The 25,145-nt window shown below is 41.8% G+C and carries 15 protein-coding genes and 2 tRNA genes; 10 read left to right on the top strand and 7 right to left on the bottom strand.

Going from position 1 to position 25,145, the window contains the following annotated elements:
- The first annotated feature begins 13 nt into the window (after positions 1-13).
- Positions 14-3,196: an efflux RND transporter permease subunit gene (locus DWW10_RS15295; RefSeq protein WP_022391451.1), complete on the top strand. Its 3,183-nt coding sequence runs from the start codon at positions 14-16 to the stop codon at positions 3,194-3,196.
- 138 nt (positions 3,197-3,334) lie between these two features.
- Here the strand turns inward: DWW10_RS15295 and DWW10_RS15300 are convergent, their stop codons facing one another.
- Positions 3,335-3,784: a type I restriction enzyme HsdR N-terminal domain-containing protein gene (locus tag DWW10_RS15300; RefSeq protein WP_022391452.1), complete on the bottom strand. Its 450-nt coding sequence runs from the start codon at positions 3,782-3,784 to the stop codon at positions 3,335-3,337.
- A 114-nt stretch (positions 3,785-3,898) separates the two neighbouring features.
- On the opposite strand from DWW10_RS15300, the gene DWW10_RS15305 reads away from it, so the two are divergent.
- From DWW10_RS15305 to DWW10_RS15325, 5 genes are all read left to right on the top strand, one after another.
- Positions 3,899-4,675, top strand: a complete 777-nt coding sequence (locus tag DWW10_RS15305; RefSeq protein ID WP_007214225.1) for an AMP nucleosidase — start codon at positions 3,899-3,901, stop codon at positions 4,673-4,675.
- Positions 4,676-4,683: 8 nt separating this feature from the next.
- Positions 4,684-5,703: a DNA polymerase III subunit delta gene (gene holA / locus DWW10_RS15310; protein WP_022210439.1), complete on the top strand. Its 1,020-nt coding sequence runs from the start codon at positions 4,684-4,686 to the stop codon at positions 5,701-5,703.
- Between the two features lie 1,252 nt (positions 5,704-6,955).
- Positions 6,956-7,426 (top strand): helix-turn-helix domain-containing protein, encoded by a 471-nt coding sequence (locus tag DWW10_RS15315; RefSeq protein ID WP_118421762.1) that lies wholly within the window; start codon positions 6,956-6,958, stop codon positions 7,424-7,426.
- 150 nt (positions 7,427-7,576) lie between these two features.
- Positions 7,577-8,353 carry a dihydroorotate dehydrogenase electron transfer subunit gene (locus tag DWW10_RS15320; RefSeq protein WP_118421763.1) on the top strand — a complete coding sequence of 259 codons (777 nt, stop codon included), beginning with the start codon at positions 7,577-7,579 and terminating at the stop codon, positions 8,351-8,353.
- Positions 8,341-9,252, top strand: coding sequence for a dihydroorotate dehydrogenase (locus DWW10_RS15325; protein WP_007214229.1), 912 nt, complete (start codon positions 8,341-8,343; stop codon positions 9,250-9,252). The genes DWW10_RS15320 and DWW10_RS15325 overlap by 13 nt, the downstream gene beginning before the upstream one ends.
- Positions 9,253-9,341: 89 nt before the next feature.
- Here the strand turns inward: DWW10_RS15325 and trmD are convergent, their stop codons facing one another.
- The gene (gene trmD, locus DWW10_RS15330; RefSeq protein WP_022210442.1) at positions 9,342-10,022 is read right to left on the bottom strand and encodes a tRNA (guanosine(37)-N1)-methyltransferase TrmD; all 681 of its coding nucleotides are present in this window, start codon (positions 10,020-10,022) and stop codon (positions 9,342-9,344) included.
- 79 nt (positions 10,023-10,101) lie between these two features.
- On the opposite strand from trmD, the gene ligA reads away from it, so the two are divergent.
- Together ligA and dapA are read left to right on the top strand one after the other, a co-directional pair.
- Complete coding sequence (gene ligA, locus DWW10_RS15335) at positions 10,102-12,099, top strand: NAD-dependent DNA ligase LigA (RefSeq protein ID WP_022393884.1); 1,998 nt, start codon at positions 10,102-10,104, stop codon at positions 12,097-12,099.
- A gap of 104 nt (positions 12,100-12,203) precedes the next feature.
- Complete coding sequence (dapA, locus tag DWW10_RS15340; protein WP_007214232.1) at positions 12,204-13,097, top strand: 4-hydroxy-tetrahydrodipicolinate synthase; 894 nt, start codon at positions 12,204-12,206, stop codon at positions 13,095-13,097.
- A 272-nt stretch (positions 13,098-13,369) separates the two neighbouring features.
- Here dapA and DWW10_RS15345 read toward each other — a convergent pair.
- The 5 genes from DWW10_RS15345 to DWW10_RS15365 all read right to left on the bottom strand — a co-directional run bounded on the left by DWW10_RS15345 (position 13,370) and on the right by DWW10_RS15365 (position 20,781).
- A tRNA-Arg gene (locus DWW10_RS15345) sits at positions 13,370-13,443 on the bottom strand.
- Between the two features lie 17 nt (positions 13,444-13,460).
- Positions 13,461-13,534 (bottom strand) — tRNA-Arg (locus tag DWW10_RS15350).
- 75 nt (positions 13,535-13,609) lie between these two features.
- Positions 13,610-15,901, bottom strand: coding sequence for a patatin-like phospholipase family protein (locus DWW10_RS15355; RefSeq protein WP_118487119.1), 2,292 nt, complete (start codon positions 15,899-15,901; stop codon positions 13,610-13,612).
- A 186-nt stretch (positions 15,902-16,087) separates the two neighbouring features.
- Positions 16,088-18,133 carry a molecular chaperone HtpG gene (gene htpG / locus DWW10_RS15360; RefSeq protein WP_022393886.1) on the bottom strand — a complete coding sequence of 682 codons (2,046 nt, stop codon included), beginning with the start codon at positions 18,131-18,133 and terminating at the stop codon, positions 16,088-16,090.
- Positions 18,134-18,258: 125 nt separating this feature from the next.
- Entirely contained in the window at positions 18,259-20,781 is a 2,523-nt protein-coding gene (locus DWW10_RS15365; protein WP_022393887.1) for an ATP-dependent Clp protease ATP-binding subunit, read from the bottom strand.
- A gap of 333 nt (positions 20,782-21,114) precedes the next feature.
- On the opposite strand from DWW10_RS15365, the gene gyrA reads away from it, so the two are divergent.
- Positions 21,115-23,685 carry a DNA gyrase subunit A gene (gene gyrA, locus DWW10_RS15370; protein WP_118421764.1) on the top strand — a complete coding sequence of 857 codons (2,571 nt, stop codon included), beginning with the start codon at positions 21,115-21,117 and terminating at the stop codon, positions 23,683-23,685.
- On the top strand, positions 23,669-24,973 hold the full coding sequence (locus tag DWW10_RS15375; RefSeq protein ID WP_022393889.1) for a tetratricopeptide repeat protein: 1,305 nt from the start codon (positions 23,669-23,671) through the stop codon (positions 24,971-24,973). The genes gyrA and DWW10_RS15375 overlap by 17 nt, the downstream gene beginning before the upstream one ends.
- Positions 24,974-25,145: the final 172 nt, after the last annotated feature.

Genomic DNA, 25,145 nt, shown 5'->3' on the forward strand with positions numbered 1-25,145 from the left:
AAATACTAAGCTCATGTTCTCAAAATTCTTCATAAACCGTCCTATCTTTGCTACCGTGCTTGCGCTGCTGATCGTGGTGGCGGGACTGGTCACACTGGGCATACTCCCCATTGCGCAGTATCCGGACATTACGCCGCCTACCGTTCAGGTCAGCGCCGTCTATCCGGGTGCCAACGCGCAGACAGTGGCCCAAACCGTGGGTATACCCATCGAGCAGCAAGTAAACGGAGTGGAAGGCATGCTTTATATGTCCTCCAATTCCTCCTCATCGGGTGCCTATTCACTCACCATTACTTTTGCCGTCGGAACAGATATCGACATGGCAACCGTACAAGTCCAAAACCGTGTCAGCGTGGCACAGGCTTCATTGCCAACCCCGGTAGTGGTACAGGGAGTAACCGTTCAAAAGCAGTCGTCGAACATCGTGATGTTCCTCACCATGACTTCCGAAAACAAGGAATATGACGGACTATACCTCAGCAACTACGCCACCCTGAACCTTGCCGACCAGTTGACGCGCGTGCCGGGCGTAGGCGCTGTCAATGTGATGGGAGCGGGAGACTACTCCATGCGTATCTGGCTGGACCCGGCAGCACTGCGTATCCGTAATCTTTCGGCAGCCGATGTCTACCAGGCCATTCAATCACAGAATGTAGAAGTCAGTGCCGGAGCCGTGGGACAACCCCTGCCAGGAAATCCTACTCCGGGCAACACTAACATCGGCAATGTCTCTTCCGGCAACAATGCCCCTGCCTATCAATACAGTCTGACGGTGAAAGGGCGACTTTCGTCTCCCGAAGAGTTCGGCAATATCATCTTACGAACAGAAGCGGGCGGGAGAGTGCTTCGCCTCCGTGATGTGGCTCACATCGACCTTGGCTCCGCATCCTACAGCGTCGTATCCCGGCTGAACGGGCAACCTACCGCCGCCATTGCCATCTATCAGCAACCGGGTTCCAATTCGCTGGATGTATCCAAAGGCGTGAAAGAGAAGATGCAGGAACTGTCAGAATCGTTCCCCAGCGGCATCCATTACAGTGTAACCCTGGATACGACGGACGTCATCCACGCTTCAGTAGACGAAGTGCTGGTAACTTTCCTGGAAACAACCCTGCTTGTGGTACTTGTCATCTTCCTTTTCCTACAAAATTGGCGGGCGGTTATCATTCCGTGTATCACCATTCCCGTATCACTCATCGGTACTCTGGCAGTGATGGCGCTCTTCGGATTCTCCATCAATACACTGACGCTGTTCGGACTGATACTTGCCGTGGCCATTGTGGTGGATGACGCCATTGTGGTAGTGGAAAACTCCACGCGTTTGCTTGATACGGGGCAGTACAGTGCCCGGCAGGCGGTCATTCAGGCGATGGGAGAGATCACCGGTCCGATTGTGGGCGTAGTGCTGGTGTTGCTTGCCGTATTTATTCCGACAATGCTCGTCAGCGGTATCTCCGGACAGCTTTATAAGCAGTTTGCACTGACTATTGCTGCCAGCACCGTGCTAAGCGGTTTCAACTCGCTGACACTGACTCCGGCATTGTGTGCCTTGATATTACAGCCCACGAAACCTGCACAGTCGCCACTTTTCCGGGGCTTCAACTTTGTGTACGACAAGACACAAGGGATATATGATAAAACCGTGGGTTGGTTGCTCCGGCGTCCTGCTGCTGCACTGTTGTCTTATGCCGGGTTTACAGCGCTCGCTGTGATCCTGTTTATGAAGTGGCCCAGTACCTTTATTCCCGAAGAAGATGACGGGTATTTCCTTGCCGTGGTGCAATTGCCGCCTGCTTCAAGTCTGGAACGTACAGAAGCTGTCGGACGTGAGATCAATGAAATCCTCAACAGCTATCCCGAAGTGAAAAATTATATCGGCATATCCGGCTTCTCTGTCATGGGAGGCGGGGAACAGAGTAATTCCGGCACCTATTTCGTCATCCTGAAGAACTGGGACGAGCGTAAAGGAAAGGAACATACGGCCCAGTCTGTAGTAAATCGTTTCAATGCGCAGGCTTATGGAATTCAGGAAGCAGAAGTTTTTGCCATGGTGCCCCCTGCCATTCCCGGACTCGGTGCTACGGGCGGTCTACAGCTACAAGTGGAAGATCGTAATAACCTCGGTGCCACAGAAATGCAACATGCCGTAGAGACACTGATGGCAACCTATCACACCAAACCCGCATTGGCATCCGTCAGCAGTCAGTATCAGGCTAATGTACCCCAGTATTTCCTGAACATCGACCGGGATAAAGTGCAATTGATGGGTATTCCGCTGAACAGTGTCTTTACTTCCTTAGGTTACTACATGGGAGCTGCTTATGTGAACGATTTCGTTGAGTTCGGTCGTATTTATCAAGTAAAACTCGGTGCACGGGATCGTGCCCAACGGATCATTGACGATGTACTGAAGTTGAGTGTACAGAATGCATCGGGAGAGATGGTACCGTTTTCAGCCTTTATGCGGGTGGAGGAACAGTTGGGAATGGACCAGATCAACCGTTACAATATGTATTCCACTGCCTCCGTCACTTGCAACGTAGCCCCGGGAAGCAGTTCCGGAGAGGCGATACAGCAAATGGAGGCACTCTTTAAGGAGCAATTGGGCGATGAATTTGGTTATGAATGGACGTCAGTAGCTTATCAGGAAACGCAGGCGGGAACGACGACAACCGTTGTGTTTGTAATGGCGTTACTCGTTGCCTTCCTGGTACTTGCAGCACAGTACGAGAGTTGGACGAGCCCGGTAGCTGCGGTCATCGGACTTCCGGTAGCATTGTTGGGAGCGATGATTGGCTGTCTCATTATGGGAACACCTGTCAGCATCTATACACAAATCGGTATTATCCTGCTTGTGGCACTGTCGGCAAAAAATGGTATTCTGATTGTAGAGTTCGCCCGCGATTTCCGTGCGCAAGGCAACTCCATTCGTGATGCGGCATTCCAGGCAGGGCATATCCGCTTGCGGCCTATCCTGATGACATCCCTGGCATTTGTATTCGGTGTGATGCCGTTGCTGTTTGCTACGGGTGCAGGAGCGGAAAGCCGTATTGCACTGGGAGCTGCCGTCGTGTTCGGTATGGCACTGAATACATTGCTTGCCACAGTCTATATCCCTAATTTCTATGAGTTGATGCAGAAGATACAGGAAAAATTGGGAAAGAAGCAGATAGAAGAAAAGACTGAGAAGGTTTAGACCCTGATTGGGTTCATTGATTTAGATCCTGATCAGTCTCATTGAAAAGGGCTACACCCTTTGCCTCACATGGCTACACCATATCCCCAAAAGGGTGTAGCCATCCGGGGTAAAGGGTGTAGCCCTTTTTAATGGATATTATAACGTCTGATAATCAGGAATATCCGGAAGAAAAGTATAGCTGTTCCGCTCGTAATTCATCCGGCAGCAATAGTGCTGCATTCCATTACTCACTACCAAGTAATCTACTTTCAGCACCATATTGTAGCGCGTAATCTGGTCGAACACCGCTTGCGTAATCTCTATGTCCGGCGCTTTATACTCCACAATCATCCGTGCCGTGAGATCACGACGGTAAAGCACTGTGTCACAACGTTTCTTCGTTCCGTTTAGCTGTACCTGTACCTCGTTCGCCATCAATGTCTGCGGATATCCTTTATGGTTCAGCAGAAAATGTACGAAATGCTGGCGTACCCATTCTTCGGGCGTCAGTGCTACATATCGGCGCCGTATCACGTCGAAAATAGCAGGTTTCCCTTCACGGTTCACGACTTTAGCATCAAATACAGGTAAGTTTAACGATAACATATTGATATGTGATAAGTGATTAACAAATTTCCGAATTCTACTTTTTTATTGTACTTTTGTGAGTTAAATAATCGCTCCCTGAAAGTATTTAGGGAACAAATTTAATGAAATCTTATGAAAACAAAGCAAGAAATCGTAGCTAACTGGCTGCCTCGTTACACAAAACGTAAGCTTGAGGACTTTGGAGAGTATATTCTGTTGACTAACTTCAACAAGTATGTGGATATTTTTGCGGAGAAGTTCAATGTGCCCGTTCTTGGTAAAGACGCTAATATGACGTCTGCTTCAGCAGAAGGCATGACCATTATCAACTTTGGTATGGGAAGCCCTAACGCTGCAATTATCATGGATTTACTAAGTGCTATACAGCCCAAAGCCTGCCTGTTCCTGGGCAAGTGCGGTGGTATCGATAAGAAAAACAGAATAGGGGATCTCATCCTTCCTATCGCCGCCATCCGTGGCGAGGGAACTTCCAATGACTACTTCCCGCCCGAAGTACCGGCGCTACCGGCATTTATGTTGCAACGTGCCGTTTCTTCATCCATCCGCGACCATGCCCGCGACTATTGGACAGGTACCGTATACACTACCAACCGCCGCATTTGGGAGCATGATGAGGAATTCAAGGAATATTTGAAGAAAACCCGTGCCATGGCTGTCGATATGGAAACAGCAACTCTCTTCAGCTGCGGTTTTGCCAATCACATTCCTACCGGAGCCATCTTACTGGTTTCTGACCAGCCAATGATTCCTGAAGGAGTAAAAACCGATAAAAGCGATAACCTGGTTACCCAAAACTACGTAACCGAGCACGTTGAAATCGGCATCGCATCCCTGCGTATGATTATCGACGAGAAGAAAACCGTAAAACATCTGAAATTCGACTGGTAAAAACGAATATGGCAAAACAGGAAATCACGTGTGATGACATTTTAAAGGAACTGAGAGCGAAACAATACCGTCCCGTCTATTATCTCATGGGCGAGGAACCCTATTACATCGACCTCATCGCCGACTATATAACAGACAATATTCTGACCGAAACGGAAAAGGAGTTCAACCTGACCGTTGTATACGGGGCAGATGTGGATATAGCTACTGTTATTAATGCCGCCAAGCGTTATCCGATGATGTCCGAGCATCAGGTGGTGGTGGTAAAGGAAGCGCAGAATATCCGTAATATGGAGGAGCTTTCTTATTACCTCCAAAAGCCACTGCTTTCTACCATATTAGTAATATGCCATAAACATGGCGTACTGGATCGAAGAAAGAAACTGGCTGCCGAAATCGAAAAGACTGGTGTTCTGTTTGAATCTAAAAAAGTGAAGGATGCGCAACTGCCTGCATTCATCACTTCTTATATGAAACGCAAAGGTATCGACGTGGAACCTAAAGCCACTGCCATGCTGGCCGATTTCGTTGGCGCCGACCTCAGTCGCCTCACAGGAGAGCTGGAAAAACTGATCATTACACTTCCAAAAGGTCATACACGCGTTACCCCCGAACAGATAGAGAAGAACATTGGTATCAGTAAGGATTATAACAACTTCGAATTGCGCAGTGCCCTCGTTGAAAAGGATGTCCTGAAAGCTAATAAGATAATAAAATATTTTGAAGAAAATCCGAAAACAAACCCTATTCAAATGACTTTATCTTTACTTTTTGGATTCTTTTCTAACTTGATGTTGGCCTATTATGCCCCTGAAAAATCGGAGCAAGGCATAGCCAACATGTTGGGACTACGCACCCCCTGGCAGGCCAAAGACTATCTCGCAGCTATGCGTCGATATAATGGAGTAAAGACCATGCAAATTATCGGAGAAATACGATATGCAGATGCAAAATCTAAAGGAGTGGGAAATCCATCTTTAAGTGACGGGGATATTCTTCGCGAACTGGTCTTCAAGATCCTGCATTAACAGCTTTTTTCTTCTATACACTCTTCATTAAACAAGAAATTTAGCTTTTCCTTCACCCCCTTCCACCGTTCCCAAACGTACTGTTCATAGTAATAGAGTGTGGAAGGGTATCTGAAATACATACAACGTATTCGCAGAAACAGATGGTCTATATACAGTGAACAGACCATTTATCTGATATAAACACATGGTCTATTTGCATTAAATAGACCATGTGTTTTTATATAATATATTCTCCTGTCCCGAGTAAAGCAGGCATATTTTTATAGGAAAACAATATACTTTTTCTAAGAAAAAGGAAAATTATATTTAGAAAGTGGTCAGCAGATCAATAGAAATAGATCGTCTATTTCTTATTTTAGAGGAGATTATACTTGTTAACTATATCAGCAATAATAGAGAAGTAAATGCCATTTTCACTATCATTATGTCATTTCTCACTTAAGAAAGGGTTATTTTTCTAGAATGAGAGAATTTTAGAACTAAAAATTAGGGTATAATATACTGTATTACAACTAAATACACTCAAAATAAGCCCCTGAGAATTAAGAAATTCCAAGTTCCCGATCATTTATACAGAAATAAAGCAAGGATTTACAATTACGAAGACTTTAGAACATATCAATTGGGCTCTTCTTATTTTAGTGTAACAAATTCTTTCTGTAATATCGAATCTATCATCAAGAATAAATGCAATTAGAAAAGGAAATAGTTGCTATTTCAACTATGAAATATTAAAAACGTAATATCACTATATTCACAATTGGATATATAACAATTATACATATAACAAACGTAATTAAAAGATATAATACACAATTGTAATAAGACTGCTTTTAATGAAGTAATGATAAAATAACAAAGGTAATAGGATAGGGGTTAACGAGGAGTGAAATAACAATTAAATTGCTAATAATCAATATAAATATAGCCATTTATATGATCTATCAGTTCATAAATAGAGAAATCAATGAGAAAACAATTGTAATATAGGATATACTATAGAAAGAACTTAAATTTATATACATAATAACCAATAACATACATAGTTTTATTAAAGTACAGATATGGGCTTAAAATCTAGGTAATATATATCATCACATTTGTATATATAACATTTGAAATAGAAATCATACAATTGTAATATGAAAGAATTCACATTTTTAATTTGCTTTTGTAACTTCATTTTTTTACTTTTGTAATTCAAAAGAGAATCAATACAATTGTAAACATCACCTATATCGCAACAGTTATGAGCATAAAAGATAGGTTCAAAATGATCATGGATCGGGAAAAATTAACCGCAGGCGCATTTGCCGAAAGTATTGGTGTAGCTCAAGCTACCATCTCACATATTTTAGGTCCGCGTAATAAGTATCCAAGTACAGAAGTTATTCTTCGTCTACATCAAAGATATAATGATATCAATTTGGAATGGCTACTTACCGGACAAGGTGAAATGAGTAATACGTCTTCCGATTCTGACCCTTCTATCGAGAGTGGATTCGACTATCCATTATTCGCTGAGAATCCCGTAAATCCGTCCAAAGAGACAGGTCCGGCCGAAAATCGCAAGGAAATCGCATTAGAAACACCTGCAAATGCTACTAAAGAGATTGTAAAACAGGAGATTATCTATAAAGAAAGGCCTCCCAGAAAAATCACTGAAATAAGAATTTTCTTCGACGATAATACGTACGAGACGTTTAAACCCGAAAAGTAAGGCTCATAAACGACTATTTGCACAATTTCCCGTATCTTTGGATAAGATAAGCATCTCAGCAGAACTTTTTCATGCAAGCATGAAAGTTCTGCATTCGATTTGCATTATCTTTGTACCCTGAAGATAAAATTCACCTCTTTATATAGGATAATGAAAAAATACATTTTAGATTTGACAGTGACTGAGAACGTCCGACTGCACGCTAATTATGTGCTATTGAAACTGACGTCTCCGTCTCCGCTTCCGGATATGCTTCCGGGACAATTTGCGGAAATACGTGTGGACGGATCTCCAACTACTTTCTTGCGCCGCCCGATTTCCATTAATTATGTAGATAGACAACGCAATGAAGTATGGTTTCTGATCCAACTGATTGGAGACGGAACCAGGCAATTAGGCGAAGCAAAAGCCGGAGACACGGTCAACGTAGTACTTCCTTTGGGAAATGGCTTCACAATGCCTGAAAAAGCTTCTGATAAGCTTCTGTTAGTAGGTGGAGGTGTTGGTACAGCTCCCATGCTTTATCTGGGCGAGCAATTAGCTAAAAACGGCAGTAAACCGACGTTCCTTCTGGGAGCAAGAAGCAATAAGGACTTGCTGCAACTGGAGCAGTTTGCAGCTTATGGTGATGTATATACGACTACCGAGGATGGCAGTCATGGCGAAAAGGGGTATGTGACACAACATTCCATATTGAATAAGGTGCAATTCGAGCAGATTTACACTTGTGGTCCTAAGCCTATGATGATGGCGGTGGCTAAATATGCCAAAAGTAAAGATATAGCTTGTGAAGTATCATTGGAAAATACAATGGCGTGTGGTATAGGCGCTTGCCTCTGTTGTGTAGAAAATACAACGGAAGGGCATTTATGTGTATGTAAAGAAGGTCCGGTTTTTAATATAAACAAACTATTATGGCAGATTTAAGTGTAAACATTGGAGAATTACAAATGAAGAATCCGGTGATGACGGCTTCCGGTACATTTGGATATGGTGAAGAGTTTGCCGATTTCATTGATATTACGCGAATAGGTGGTATAATTGTAAAGGGTACGACTCTTCACAAACGTGAAGGTAACCCATATCCGCGTATGGCAGAAACTCCTTCAGGTATGTTAAACGCTGTGGGACTGCAAAATAAGGGAGTAAATTACTTTGTTGAACAGATATATCCGCGTATTAAGGACATCGAAACCAATATGATTGTAAATGTTTCGGGTTCTGCCATAGAAGATTATGTAAAAACAGCGGAAGCCATTAACGAACTTGACAAAATTCCTGCCATTGAATTGAACATCTCTTGCCCTAATGTGAAGCAAGGTGGAATGGCTTTTGGCGTCACTGCAAAAGGAGCCGAAGAAGTGGTGAAAGCTGTGCGTGCAGCTTACAAAAAGACACTTATCGTAAAGCTGTCTCCCAACGTGACAAGCATCGCTGAAATAGCCCGTGCAGTAGAAAATGGCGGTGCAGACAGCGTTTCATTAATTAATACACTACTTGGAATGGCTATAGACGCGGAACGCAGGCGTCCTATACTCTCTACCGTAACAGGTGGTATGTCCGGCGCAGCAGTAAAACCAATCGCACTCCGCATGGTATGGCAAGTTGCTCAGGCGGTAAAAATACCTGTCATAGGTTTAGGAGGTATCATGAACTGGAAAGACGCAGTGGAATTTATGCTTGCCGGAGCTTCAGCCATCCAAATCGGTACGGCAAATTTCATCGATCCGGCAGTTACAATTAAAGTAGCGGAAGGTATAAACGACTATCTCGATAGACACGGATATAAGTCCGTGAAAGAAATCATCGGTGCGCTTGAGGTGTAACCAATAACAAGTGAATATCATTCGCACCTATTTTACATAAAAAAGGACATTCATAGCGAATGTCCTTTTTCTATTTTTATACAACTGGTTTATTCCTCTCCCAGCAAATCCGGACGGAGTCTGCGCGTCCGTTCCAAAGACTGTTGCAACTCCCATTCCTTAATCTTAGCCTCATGCCCGGACAATAAAATTTCCGGAACTTTCCAACCATTGTAATCGGCAGGTCTTGTATAGACCGGAGCAGCCAAAAGATTATCCTGAAACGAGTCGGACAATGCCGATTGCTCATCAGAAATAACACCGGGGATAATACGGACAATAGCATCAGCCATCACTGCTGCCGCCAGCTCTCCACCGGTCAGCACATAGTCTCCGATACTGATTTCTTTAGTGATCAGATGCTCGCGAATACGATAATCGATACCTTTAAAATGCCCGCAAAGGATAATAAGATTCTGGGTAAGTGAAAGTGTATTGGCCATTGGCTGATTGAATTGCTCACCATCAGGAGTCGTAAAAATGACTTCATCATACTCCCGTTCTGCCTTCAAGGCATTGATACAGCGCTCTATAGGCTCTATTTTCATCACCATTCCGGCAAAACCGCCAAAAGGATAATCATCCACCCGTCGATATTTATCTTCAGTATAATCACGTAAATTATGAATATGTATTTCTGCAAGCCCTTTATTCTGAGCACGTTTCATTATGGAACAATTGAAAAAGCCTTCAATCATCTCCGGTAGAACTGTTATTATATCAATGCGCATATTAATTTTAATTTTCTGCAAAAGTACAAATATTAGAGGAGAAACCTGTATTTTTGCGTTCAAACAATCTGAAATAGCTATGACTGCAAAAGAAAAGATAGATCAGCTCCGTGCCGAACTGCATCGGCACAACTACAATTATTACGTGTTGAATGCTCCCGAAATCTCCGACAAAGAGTTCGACGACATGATGCGGGAATTGCAGGAGATGGAGCGAGAACATCCTGAATATCAGGACGAAAATTCGCCAACCATGCGCGTAGGAAGCGATTTGAATAAGAATTTCACGCAAGTGACACACAAATATCCAATGCTTTCGTTGGGTAATACCTATTCTGAAGGTGAGGTATCTGACTTTTATGATCGCACTCAAAAAGCCCTGAACGAAGATTTTGAAATCTGTGCCGAACTTAAATATGACGGTACTTCCATCTCGCTGACATACGAAAACGGCAAATTAATACGTGCCGTAACCCGTGGCGACGGTGAAAAAGGCGATGATGTAACAGATAATGTGAAGACAATCCGTACTATCCCCCTTGTTTTGCATGGTGATTATCCCCAATTATTTGAGATCAGAGGGGAAATACTAATGCCGTGGGAAGTCTTTGAGGAACTAAACCGCGAAAAAGAGGCACGCGAAGAACCTCTTTTCGCTAATCCGCGTAATGCTGCATCAGGCACTTTGAAATTACAAAACTCTGCTATAGTTGCTTCCCGCAAACTGGATGCCTACCTTTATTATTTATTAGGCGAAGAACTTCCCTGCGACGGACATTATGAAAACCTGCAAAAAGCTGCACAATGGGGATTCAAAATCTCCGACCATATGAAGAAGTGCCACAGCCTGCAGGAAGTGTTCGATTACATCCATTATTGGGATACGGAACGGAAGAATTTACCTGTAGCCACAGATGGTATTGTTTTGAAAGTTAATAGCCTGAAACAGCAGAAAAACCTCGGTTTCACCGCAAAATCTCCTCGTTGGGCCATCGCATACAAGTTCCAGGCAGAGCGTGCATTGACCCGCTTAAACAAGGTGACTTACCAGGTGGGAAGAACCGGAGCAGTAACCCCTGTTGCCAACCTGGATCCGGTACAATTATCGGGTACAATCGTAAAACGCGCCTCGCTGCATAATGCAGATATCATTGAAGGGCTCGACTTGCATGTCGGCGATATGGTTTATGTAGAAAAAGGCGGTGAAATCATACCCAAAATTACCGGAGTAGATAAAGATGCCCGGAGTATGATGGTAGGTGAAAAAGTGAAGTTCATCACTCATTGCCCTGAATGTGGTAGCAAATTAATCCGTTACGAGGGAGAAGCTGCGCATTATTGCCCCAACGAAACGGCTTGTCCGCCTCAGATAAAAGGAAAGATCGAGCATTTCATCAGCCGGAAGGCTATGAACATTGACGGATTAGGCCCGGAAACTGTGGATATGTTCTACCGGTTAGGACTCATTAAGGATACGGCAGATCTGTACAAGCTGACTGTAGACGATATCAAGAATCTGGACCGTATGGGAGATAAGTCGGCGGAAAATATCGTCAAGGGTATTGCCCAAAGTAAGGAAGTGCCTTTTGAGCGAGCTTTGTTCGCCCTGGGTATCCGCTTTGTCGGTGAAACTGTAGCAAAGAAAATAGCTAAGTCCTTCACTGACATAGAAGAACTGGAAAATGCAGATCTTGAAAGATTGATAAATATCGATGAAATCGGTGAGAAAATAGCGCAAAGTATCATTTCCTACTTCGCTAATCCTCTGAATAGAGAATTAATAGAGCGACTGAAAATTGCCGGATTACAGTTTAGCCGGAAGGAAGAAGATCTTAGCGGCTATACAGATAAGCTTGCCGGACAGTCTATTGTAATCAGTGGCGTGTTCACCCATCACTCCAGAGACGAATATAAAGATTTGATAGAGAAGAATGGAGGAAAAAATGTAGGTAGCATTTCTGCCAAGACCAGTTTTATCCTGGCAGGAGAAAATATGGGACCTGCCAAATTGGAAAAAGCGCAAAAGCTGGGTGTACAGATAGTGAGCGAAGATGAGTTTTTAGCGCTCATTTCGTAACATTTTTCCAGTGAAATCTTTTTTATAGCTTATATTTGCTGTAGAAATCGAAAATATTCGTACTTTTGCGAGTCATTTAATTAGAGATTACTTAAATTTCACTCATGATACAGACTAAATTGAAAGGAATGGGGGTAGCGCTGATTACTCCTTTTAAAGAGGATGAAAGCGTTGATTACGATGCATTGATACGTTTGGTGGACTATCAACTTCAAAACAATACTGATTTTTTGTGTGTGCTGGGCACCACGGCAGAAACTCCGACACTGACGGAAGAAGAAAAAAAGAAAATCAAGAAAATGGTCATCGAACGCGTAAATGGTCGGATACCTATCCTGCTCGGTGTTGGTGGAAATAATACGCGTGCCATTGTGGATACGCTTCAAAACGACGATTTTACCGGAGTAGATGCCATTCTGTCTGTTGTTCCCTATTATAATAAACCTTCTCAGGAAGGTATTTATCAACATTATAAAGCAATTGCAGAGGCTACAGAGCTCCCAATTGTACTCTATAATGTTCCCGGTCGTACCGGTGTAAATATGAAAGCAGAAACCACGCTGCGCATTGCCCGTGACTTCAAAAATGTTATTGCTATCAAGGAAGCTTCCGGTGACATCACTCAAATGGATGATATCATCAAAAATAAACCGGCCAATTTTGACGTTATTTCGGGAGATGATGGTATTACCTTCCCTTTGATTACCTTGGGAGCTGTTGGTATCATATCGGTCATCGGAAATGCATTTCCACGCGAATTTAGCCGCATGGTAAGACTGGCATTGCGAGGAGATTATGCAAATGCATTAACTATCCACCATAAATTTGCCGAGTTATTCAAGCTTCTTTTTGTGGATGGCAATCCGGCAGGCGTAAAAGCAATGTTGAACGTTATGGGAATGATTGAGAATAAACTTCGCCTCCCGCTTGTGCCTACCAGGATTACTACTTTTGAGGCCATGCGGAAGATTTTGGATGAGTTAAACATTAAATGCTAAGAAAAAGAATAGATATTTCTTTGTAAATCGTCCCCTGAGATGAAAAAATTCATCTCAGGGGACGATTTTTTTCGTCTCACAAGCTGATTTTTACCGTCTCATGAGACGGATTTATTCATCCAGGGAAAGAAATTAATACTTATATCTGCACAAGCACACAGTTATATCTGTATCAACTCACACACATATTTGCATGAGTTTATACAGATATAACCGTTACCCTACGGTGTATAACAAAAAACCTCTGCAAAGTACTTTGCAGAGGTTTTTCGTGATCGCGACAGGATTCAAACCTGTAACCGGCTGATCCGTAGTCAGCTACTCTATTCAGTTGAGCTACGCGACCTTGTTGTCAAAAAGATGTGACCGCGACAGGATTCAAACCTGTAACCGGCTGATCCGTAGTCAGCTACTCTATTCAGTTGAGCTACGCGGCCTTTTTGTTTAACGGGTGCAAAGATACGGACTATTTCCGAAACTGCAAGTATTCTACAAACTTTTTTTGAAGAAAATTATTCGATGAAACGGTAATTAAACAGTTGCCAACCGATACTCAGACCTACATTCCACTCCCTTCTCGGTGAGCTATAATGATTTACATAAGCAGAAATCGCTCCAAAGGGTAATTGGCAAATAACAGAAACTTCTCCCATATATTCTACCTTTGAGAAAGCTTTTCCATAAAATGCTTTGTTTTGCGTATTCTTCTCAATAGGAAAAATAGGCATAAATCCATAAAATTCTCCTCTCAGATGAAACATATCATTGAAAATAAACATAGGCTTGATACCAGCAGCCAAAAACTGATTGGCACGGAAAGCCTCATTATACATCAGCTTACTATGCGGAGTCGGCGAAAACTCTGCAGCCTGCATCATTGTCGCCGTAAAATTCTCCGAGAAATTCCTCGATGAATACAGCGCTTCCGCCATCCACCCCAAAACAAATTTAGGCGCCATACTATGATATGCTTCTTTCATATAAGAAATCTGTAACCATGATTGCCGTTCCTGTGTAACAGGCTGTTCTGCCGGATTTCCAGGCTTATATCTTTCTTTTCCCGTAAAAATCTGAGCTATTAATTTCTCGTTATACCCTTTTGTAGCGTATTGACGAGAATTCAGTGTACTTCCATAAAAGCTAATAGAACCGCCTATAAGCCTGTATAAACTCCTGTCCGAACGGTCTTCTTCAAAGTTTATCACACTGGATTGAAAATAGTTATCTTGCAATTTTCCAATACCAAAGCCAAATTCAGCCCGTTTATTCGCTAAGAATGGTAAAGCGATAATCAACTTCAGAAATCGTTCATCCTTTGAATTAAAGGAAGGTTTATCGTTTTTAGAGAACAGTTTCTCTTTCTTGTAATAATCAAAAGTACTGATAGACGCAATAAGCCGATATGAAGTAGGAATATGAGTAGGCAAATCTATACGCGCCATCAGTTGGGCATTATTATAAACTTTACCCAATTGACCATCAAACGTAAACTCTTTGGCATAATAATTTAAGTTCTGATAGCCCAGTCCCAGATATATCTGATTGGAACTCGTTGTAGACACACTACCCCCCAAGCGGACAGAGAAATTCTCCTCCATCTTTACTTTCAGATGCAAATCGTACATATCGGTTTCCTCATTGAATACCGCCTTCGGAATGATTTCCGATATCATGTTATCCGCAAGTAAACGGAAATATCCACGCTTCAAATCTTCGTAGGTAAATGGTTCATCTTCTTCATCATGAAATTCCTTCTGAATATAAGCCTGTTGCTGGGGGTTAGCTCCATCAATATAAATTTTCTGGAAATAGAGCTGCGGCAGATTACTGCGATAAACCAGACGGCGTAAACGCACATTATCTGCATTCACCCTACGATGAATACGCCCCTTTATAGAGTCCATCAGGCTAAGAGTGCGATTGTAACCTATATCATGGAGTTCCTGAAGACGGTCGAAATCAAGTAAGTTCACATCATCATACTTGAATGTCATGAGGATGCCGACAGAATCCGGAATAGAATAGTCCGTCTTCTGCATCACCATGTTCTCAATCTGACTCATAAGGTCATTTTCTTTAGGCTTGGATGGATTGGCGGCCACCACACTACCAATGATAATGTCCGGATGAAAATCATCTCGCATTACATCCGTTGGAAAGTTATTGTAAATACCACCATCATAAGCCAGCACACTATCTATCTCAATAGGCTTAAAAACAAACGGGAAACTCATAGAAGCACGGACAGCATCTCCCAGGTCACCTTTCCCTAACACTATTTGCCGTTTATTGTATACATCAGAAGCGATACAGCGGAAAGGAACAAACAGCCTATCAAAATCACCGTCACAAGCAGCTGTAGCACGGGCAAACAGCTCCACAAACACCAGATTCATCTGAATGGGGTTAACCATACTGGTCGGCAATTGCGGTTTGACATTCAAGGAGTCCTTAAAATCAAAGCGAATATTAAAAAACTCCGGTGTGGGAATACTTTTCTTGAAATAATAGGCATATTTAGGTTCTACTTTTCCCGAATACCAGCGTTTAAAGTCTTCTGAACGCAACAAAGCCTCCATATCATCGGGAGAGTATCCCATGGCATACAAGGAACCGATAATGGCTCCCATGGATGTACCGGTAATATAATCGATAGGGATATTGTTTTCTTCCAAAGCCCGAATGATGCCGATATGCGTCATACCTTTCGCACCACCACCACTCAATACAAGTCCAACTTTTTGGGCATGCAACATGGGCAGCAACAAGAAACAAAACGATAAAAGCAAAAGAATTCTTTTCATACTTCAAAGTTCCGAGCTGAAAATATATTATTATCAAAGCTCAAATATATGCAATTGTTTCGAAATTGGACGTATCCAACGCTAAAAAACAAGCGTTCCCACACAAAATATACGAAAAAAGGAGCATTACAACTCTTATAAAAGTTGCAATGCTCCCGGCATATAGATTGTGAATAAAGGGCGTATTTAGATTAACTCGATGCTTCTCTTCACAAAGTTATTCAAAGCTTCACCTTTCAGCATGCCATTTTGCAGCAATGCCAGGTCAATCAATTGGCGGACAACTTTATTTTTAGCTGCATATCCGGCAAATACTTCGTCTTTCTTTGTTTTCAGTTCTTCCCACTTCTGATCCAATCCGTTCACTTCGTCCTTTTCAGCAGTAGAAATTTCTTCGTCTTTCTTACCTTTTTGTTTATCTTTCAGCTCATTACGACGTTTGTCTACGTCATTCATTTCTTGCTGAATAGGAGCTACAACAGAGTCGCATTCTTTTTCTTCGTCTGCAAGAACTTCTTTCACCAGTTTATGATCTGAATTCAGCACCAGGTTGAACATATCAGGCATTTCTCCATAGAAACTCATACCTGCCTGAATATTAGCCATTTCTTTCATACGGCGCATATATTCACTTTGGGTAATCATCACAGGAGAAGAGTTTTCACCCAAAGCCTGCGCAGTGATATTAAACTCAACCTTTTCCAGCTTAGGCAACTGGCTCTTGAACACAGCAGAAAGAGCTTCTTGTTTGCCTGCTTCCAGAGTTTCACCTTTCTTATCTTCTTTGATAATCAGATTATCGATAACATCACTATCTACACGGGTAAAGCGAGATTTCTCAAACTTTTGCTCCAACATGCTTACTACAGCAATGTCCAGTTGGCCATCCATCAGCAATACATTGTATCCCTTATTCTTAGCAGCCTCGATGTAGCTGAATTGCTCATCTTTATGATTAGCATACAGATAGATCAAATTGCCATCTTTATCAGTCTGATTATCTTTAATCAACTTCTGATACTCTTCAAATGTATAGCATTTACCATCCGTATCGGTGAAAAGGGCAAAATCTTTTGCTCTGTCATAGAAGTCTTCCTGAGTAAGCATTCCGTAATTGATGAAAATCTTCAGGTCATTCCACTTTTCCTCGAACTGTTTGCGATCATTTTTAAAGATAGATTGCAGACGATCAGATACTTTCTTCGTGATATATGTCGAAATCTTCTTCACGTTAGAGTCGCTCTGTAGATAAGAACGGGATACATTCAACGGAATATCCGGAGAATCGAGCACACCATGCAACAGTGTCAGAAAGTCAGGTACGATACCTTCTACTGAATCCGTAACGTATACCTGGTTGCTATAAAGCTGTATCTTATTCTTATTCAGTTCGATATTGCTCTTTACTTTCGGGAAGTAGAGGATACCTGTCAGATGGAACGGATAATCTACGTTCAGATGTATCCAGAACAAAGGTTCATCAGACATCGGATACAGGTCACGATAGAACTTCTTATAATCTTCATCCTTCAGTTCGCTGGGCTTCAATGTCCACAACGGATTGCTGTCATTGATGATATTATCTTCGTCTGTTTCAACCTGTTTTCCATCTTTCCAGTCTTTCTTTTTACCAAAAGCAATAGGTATGGGAAGGAAACTACAATATTTCTTCAACAGAGAAGAAATACGGGCCTCTTCCAGGAATTCCTTACTTTCATCGTCAATGTAAAGTACTATATCTGTACCACGGTCAGCTTTATCAATGTTCTCAATGGTGAACTCCGGACTGCCATCGCAACTCCATTTCACAGCTTGAGCACCTTCTTTATGGGATTTCGTGATAATTTCCACTTTCTTAGCTACCATGAAAGCTGAATAAAAGCCTAAACCGAAGTGACCGATAATTGCATTAGCATCATTCTTATACTTCTCCAGGAAATCGTTGGCACCTGAAAAAGCAATTTGGTTGATATATTTGTCGATTTCTTCGGCAGTCAAACCAATACCACGGTCCGAAACAGTAATTGTATCTTTTCCTAAAGACACATGTACGGTCAAATCGCCAACCTCACCTTTAAACTCGCCAATAGAGGCTAAGGTTTTCAACTTCTGCGTAGCATCTACGGCATTAGAAACCAACTCACGGAGAAAAATTTCATGATCGCTGTACAAGAACTTTTTGATAACGGGGAAAATGTTTTCGGTAGTTACCCCAATATTTCCTTTTTGCATACTACTTATGATTTATATTTTTAAGTTTATATATTTAATCGTTTGGCAAGTGTAATGCAAAAAAAATGCCAGCCCATAAGGACTGACATTTTGACTGTTTATCATCTTCTAAGAAGACTTCATTTTTATGCTTTCTTGATGTCCAGTTCTCCTTTTTCTTCGTTCAAAGAGACAGAAATCGTATCGCCCGTCTGCAATTCAGAAGAAATAATCAATTCCGAAAGTCCATCTTCCAGATAAGTCTGGATGGCACGCTTCAACGGGCGGGCACCAAACTGCACATCATATCCTTTAGATGCCATGAACGTCTTGGCTTTAGCATCAATAACAAGCTTATATCCAAGAGATTCTACGCGCTCATACAAGCCTTTCAACTCGATATCGATAATCTTTTCGATAGCATCCAGCGAAAGCTGATCGAAAGTAATAATCTCGTCGACACGGTTCAGAAACTCAGGGGCAAACGACTTATTCAAAGCCTTTTGTATCACGCCGCGTGAATATTCTTTATCATCCGTACGATTTTGGGCGGCAAAACCTACACCACGACCGAAGTCTTTCAATTGACGTGTACCAATGTTTGAAGTCATGATAACCACTGTATTCTTGAAGTCTACAGTTCTGCCATAACTGTCAGTCAGACGACCTTCATCCATCAGTTGTAACAAGATGTTGAATACATCCGGGTGAGCTTTCTCAATCTCGTCCAACAATACGATAGAGTAAGGTTTACGGCGCACTTTCTCTGTCAACTGTCCGCCTTCTTCGTATCCTACGTATCCCGGAGGTGCACCAACAAGACGAGAAACGGTAAACTTCTCCATATATTCACTCATATCCACACGTATCAGCGCATCGGCAGAGCCAAACATATATTTCGCCAACTGTTTCGCCAAGTGAGTTTTACCCACACCCGTAGGTCCCAGGAACAAGAATGTTCCGATAGGACGGTTAGGATCTTTCAATCCTACACGACTACGCAGAATAGCTTTCGTCACCTTTTCAATAGCTGGATCCTGAGCTATAACTTTAGCTTGCAGCTCTTCTTTCATACCCGCTAACTTAATACCTTCAGCCTGCGCCATACGCTGTACAGGCACACCGGACATCATAGAAACCACATTCGCAATTTCTTCCTCACCAACTATCTGACGGTCATCTTTTAAGCGAGCTTCCCATTCAGCCTTCATTTCTTCCAGACGAGCAGAAAACTCTTTCTCATGATCACGGAAGCTGGCAGCAAGTTCGAAATTCTGCGATTTCACCGCATCCGCCTTTTGTTGACGGGCTTCTTCAATCAGTTTCTCCTGTTCTTCAATCTCTTTCGGAACAGTAATGTTTGTCAGATGGACGCGCGAACCGGCTTCATCCAAAGCATCAATAGCCTTATCCGGGAAGTTACGGTCAGTAATGTAGCGGCCTGTCAACTTGACACATGCTTCCAGCGCTTCATCCGTATAAGTCACATTATGATGGTCTTCGTACTTCTCTTTGATATTCTTCAATATCTGGAGCGTTTCCTCAGCGGTGGTCGGTTCAACAATCACTTTCTGGAAACGGCGTTCCAAAGCACCGTCTTTTTCTATATTCTTCCGGTATTCATCAAGGGTAGTGGCACCTATACATTGTATTTCACCACGTGCCAATGCAGGTTTCAACATATTGGCAGCATCCATAGAACCGGCAGCTGCTCCGGCACCCACAATCGTGTGAATCTCGTCAATAAACAGAATTACGTTCGGATTCTTCTGCAACTCATTAATGATAGAACGAATACGCTCCTCAAACTGTCCGCGATACTTGGTTCCGGCTACTACAGAAGCCATATCAAGCATTACCACACGTTTATCAAACAGAATACGGGATACTTTCTTCTGAACAATACGTAATGCTAATCCCTCTACAATAGCTGATTTACCTACACCAGGCTCACCTATCAATACCGGATTATTCTTCTTACGACGGCTCAATATCTGAGCCAATCGCTCGATTTCACGTTCACGACCTACCACAGGATCCAGTCTACCTTCTTCCGCAGCCCGGGTCATATCCATACCAAAGTTATCCAATACCGGAGTATCATTGGATGGTTTCTTAGACGCTGTTTGCGTAGAAGACTGTGAACTACCACTTTGAGAAGAACGTGAAGACATATTCATTTCATCTTCTTCCTCATCATCATCTTCCGTAAATCCCATACCTGCGTTAGGGCTGGCTTTCATGGAAAGCTGTTCGAACACTGACTTATAATCTATATTATTTTCTTCCAATACCGTAGCGGCCAAATTATTACCGTCTTTCAAGATAGCCAGCAATACATGTTCAGTATCAGCAGTGGCACTCTTCAGCAGACGAGCCTCGAGTATACACATTTTCAATATCTTAGCTGCCATCGGAGACAATGGAATGTCTGCATCGGGCAACAAGTTATCATCTTCAATCTCTTTTAAAAAACCTTCCAGGCGTTTCTTAACCCTGTTTAGGTCTATATCCAGTTTCTGCAATATTTCTATAGCTTTCCCTCCGCCGTCTCGCAACATGCCGAGTAGAAGATGCTCCGGACCGATATATCTATTCTTCAGCCGGTTAGCTTCCTCCTTGCTGTAAGTGATAATGTCAGAAACTCTTTGTGAAAACTGATTATTCATACTTAATATTCTCCTTCCTTATTCTAAGGTGTTACTTAATACAAAGATACGCATTTATAATTTCCTGTACGTATTTCATCGTTTTATTTATTATTTATATACAAAACCCGTGCCACAGTTTAATATCCGTTCACCAGTATCATACTAAAGTGCTTTCATTCTTGGGAAAAAGCTCCTTATTAATACCTTATTTATATATTATAAGAACAAAGTAGGTGAGAGAATGGTTCTGAAACAAAGTTTATGGGCGAAAACTTTTGTATATCGTAAAAAAGCAGTACTTTAGCGTGGTTTTTCATGAACCAAAGTATGTATAATTAATAATCTTTTTAAATGCTTGAACAAGACAGAATTATAAAGATTAACATCGAGGAGGAAATGAAGTCATCGTACATTGACTACTCCATGTCGGTCATCGTTTCGCGTGCCCTTCCGGATGTTAGAGATGGTTTTAAGCCTGTCCACCGTAGAATTCTCTTCGGAATGATGGGACTAGGAAATACGTCTGATAAACCTTATAAAAAATCAGCCAGAGTTGTAGGTGAAGTATTGGGTAAGTATCACCCGCATGGTGACTCTTCCGTTTACGGTGCATTAGTTCGTATGGCACAGCCTTGGGCAATGCGTTACATGGTGGTAGATGGCCAGGGTAACTATGGTTCGGTAGACGGCGATAGCGCAGCAGCTATGCGTTACACCGAGTGTCGCTTGCGCAAGATTGGTGAAGATATGATGCAAGACCTCGACAAAGAAACCGTTGATATGCAGAGCAACTTCGACGATTCTTTGCAGGAGCCTACCGTTATGCCTACCCGTATTCCAAACCTTTTGGTAAACGGTGCATCTGGTATTGCTGTAGGTATGGCAACCAATATGCCTACCCACAACCTTTCAGAGGTTATCGATGCTTGCATCGCATACATCGAGAACAACGATATCGAGATAGAGGAGTTGATGAACTATGTGAAAGCTCCCGATTTCCCAACAGGAGGATATATATATGGTATGAGTGGCGTACGCGAGGCATATCTTACTGGTCGCGGTCGCGTTATCATGCGTGCAAGAGCAGAAATTGAAACCAGTTCTACACATGACAAAATTGTCATCACGGAAATCCCGTATGGTGTCAATAAGGCGGAACTGATCAAGAATATCGCTGATTTAGCCAATGATAAGAAGATAGAGGGTATCTCCAATGCCAATGATGAGTCTGACCGTGAAGGTATGCGTATTGTAATTGATATCAAACGTGATGCCAACGCCAGCGTAGTCTTGAATAAACTCTATAAGATGACGTTGTTACAGACTTCTTTCAGTGTGAACAACGTAGCATTGGTACACGGGCGTCCCCGTTTGCTGAATCTGAAAGACATGATTAAGTACTTCGTAGAACATCGCCATGAGGTGGTTATCCGTCGTACTCAATATGACTTGCGTAAGGCTAAAGAACGTGCTCATATATTGGAAGGATTAATCATAGCATCAGATAATATCGATGAAGTAATCCGTATCATCCGTGCCGCAAAGACACCTAATGATGCCATTGCCGGCTTGATAGAACGCTTCCAATTAACTGAAATTCAGTCTCGTGCCATCGTAGAAATGCGTTTGCGCCAATTGACCGGACTGATGCAGGATCAGCTTCACGCTGAATATGAAGAAGTAATGAAGATGATTGCTTATTACGAAGAAATTCTTTCGAATGATGAACTTTGCCGCAAAGTTATTACCGATGAATTAATTGAAGTAAAAGCTAAATACGGAGATGAACGTCGTTCTGAGATTGTTTACTCATCCGAAGAATTCAATCCGGAAGATTTCTATGCAGATGACGAAATGATTATCACCATTTCTCATATGGGCTATATTAAACGTACTCCGTTGAGTGAGTTCCGTGCTCAAAACCGTGGTGGAGTAGGCTCCAAGGGTACAGATACCCGCGATGCAGACTTCATTGAACACATATATCCGGCAACCATGCACAATACCATGATGTTCTTTACTCAAAAGGGTAAGTGCTATTGGCTCAAAGTATATGAAATCCCTGAAGGTACCAAGAATTCCAAGGGACGTGCCATCCAAAACTTGCTGAATATTGATTCAGACGATGCTGTAAATGCATATCTGCGTGTAAAGAACCTTTCTGACACAGACTTCATCAACAGCCATTATGTCTTATTCTGTACCAAGAATGGTGTTATCAAGAAGACATTACTTGAACAGTATTCCCGCCCTCGCCAGAATGGTGTAAACGCCATTACTATCCGTGAGGACGACCGCGTTATCGAAGTACGTATGACTAACGGTGACAACGAAATTATCATTGCCAATCGTAATGGACGTGCTATTCGCTTCCACGAAAGTGCTGTACGCGTTATGGGACGTACTGCAACCGGTGTGCGTGGTATGACGCTTGACGAAGACGGGCAAGATGAAGTTGTTGGAATGATTTGCATCAAAGATCCTGAAGCAGAAACCATTATGGTAGTTTCTGAACAAGGCTATGGCAAACGTTCTGATATCGAAGACTACCGTAAGACTAATCGTGGCGGTAAGGGTGTTAAGACGATGAATATCACCGATAAAACAGGTAAATTGGTAACAATAAAGTCTGTAACAGATGATAATGACTTGATGATTATCAATAAATCTGGTATCACCATTCGTCTGAAAGTTGCTGATGTCCGTATTATGGGCCGTGCTACCCAAGGTGTTCGTCTGATCAATCTTGAAAAGAGAAACGATGAGATCGGTTCAGTATGTAAGGTTACATCAGAAAGTATGGAAGATGAAATTCCTGTTGATGATGAAAATTCTCCAATTCCGCCTACTATAAATGAAGTAGAAGGAGAGGAGAAAGACTATAACTCTGATAATGAAGCCAATAATGAAGATAAAGAATAGACATAATATTAATTTTAATTTTACAACTATCATGAAAAGAGTATTATTTTCAGTGATTTTATTGCTCGCTGCAGGCTTCACTTTCGCTCAAGAAAAGACTGTGAAAGAAGCTAAAAGCATTGCGAATGAAGTAAAGCCGAACTTTAATAAGGCCGAACAGCTCATCAATCAAGCCTTGACTAATCCTGAAACAAAGGATAATGCCGACACTTGGGATGTAGCCGGTTTTATTCAAAAAAGGATTAATGAGGAGGAAATGAAAGACGCATTTTTGAGAAAACCTTATGATACTCTTAAGGTATACAACAGTGCATTAAACATGTGTAAGTACTACCTCAAATGTGATGAACTGGCACAGGTTCCAAATGAAAAGGGAAAGATTAAGAACAAGTACAGAAAGGCTAACGCTGCTGCAATTATAGCAGAGCGTCCTAACTTGATCAATGGAGGTATTCAATACTATAATTTGGAGAAGAACAAAGAAGCATTAGATTTCTTTGGAACTTACATTGAAATAGCTCAAAATCCTATGTTTGAAAAGGAAAATTTCCTGCAGACAGATACTATTTTACCACAGATTGCATATTATGCAAGTTTGGCAGCGGCTAAAATGGAAGATTACCCTAGCGTTCTGAAATATGCTCCTTATGCACAGAATGATAAGGAAGTAGGTCAGTATGCAATGGAATTCATTTCTACAGCTTTAAAAGCACAAGGTGATACTGTAAAGTGGGTTGCTTCTTTAAAAGAAGGTTTGCAGAAATACCCTCAACATTCATTCTTCTTCGGTCATTTGATTGATTATTATAGCAATAATAATAAATACGATGAAGCTATGCAGTTTGCTGATGACATGTTGGCTAAAGATCCTAATAATACATTCTATCTGTATGTAAAAGGATATCTTTATCATAATATGTACACTAACCTGAAAAATGAAAAGAAAGAGCAAGAAGCTGCAGATGCACTCAATAATGCTATCAAGTATTATACTAAGACAACAGAAATAGATCCTAATTACGCAGAAGCATTTTCTAATTTAGGTTTGATCTACTGTCTGCAAGCACAAGACTTCTCAGAGAAAGCAACAGCAGATGTAAATGATCCTAAGTATAAAGAAGATCAGGCAACTTTGAAAGCTTTCTATGAAAAAGCGAAACCTTGCTATGAAAAAGCAAGAGCATTGAAGCCTGACCAAAAAGATTTATGGTTGAATGGTTTATACCGGGTATACTACAATTTGGATATGGGACCTGAATTCGAAGAAATCGAAAAAATGGTTCAATAAACACACCAATAGTTTTTAATAAAAAGCCTAATCAACATGGTTGATTAGGCTTTTTATTTTTTAGGAGCTTCTTACTAAATACTATTTTTTTATAATAGGGAAGTATAATAATCTGGTCCAATGAATATTAGCATTGTATATTAAACATAATCCTTATTATTAGTCTAAATTG

Source organism: Bacteroides intestinalis (assembly GCF_003464595.1).
In the GTDB taxonomy this organism is placed as follows: domain Bacteria; phylum Bacteroidota; class Bacteroidia; order Bacteroidales; family Bacteroidaceae; genus Bacteroides; species Bacteroides intestinalis_A.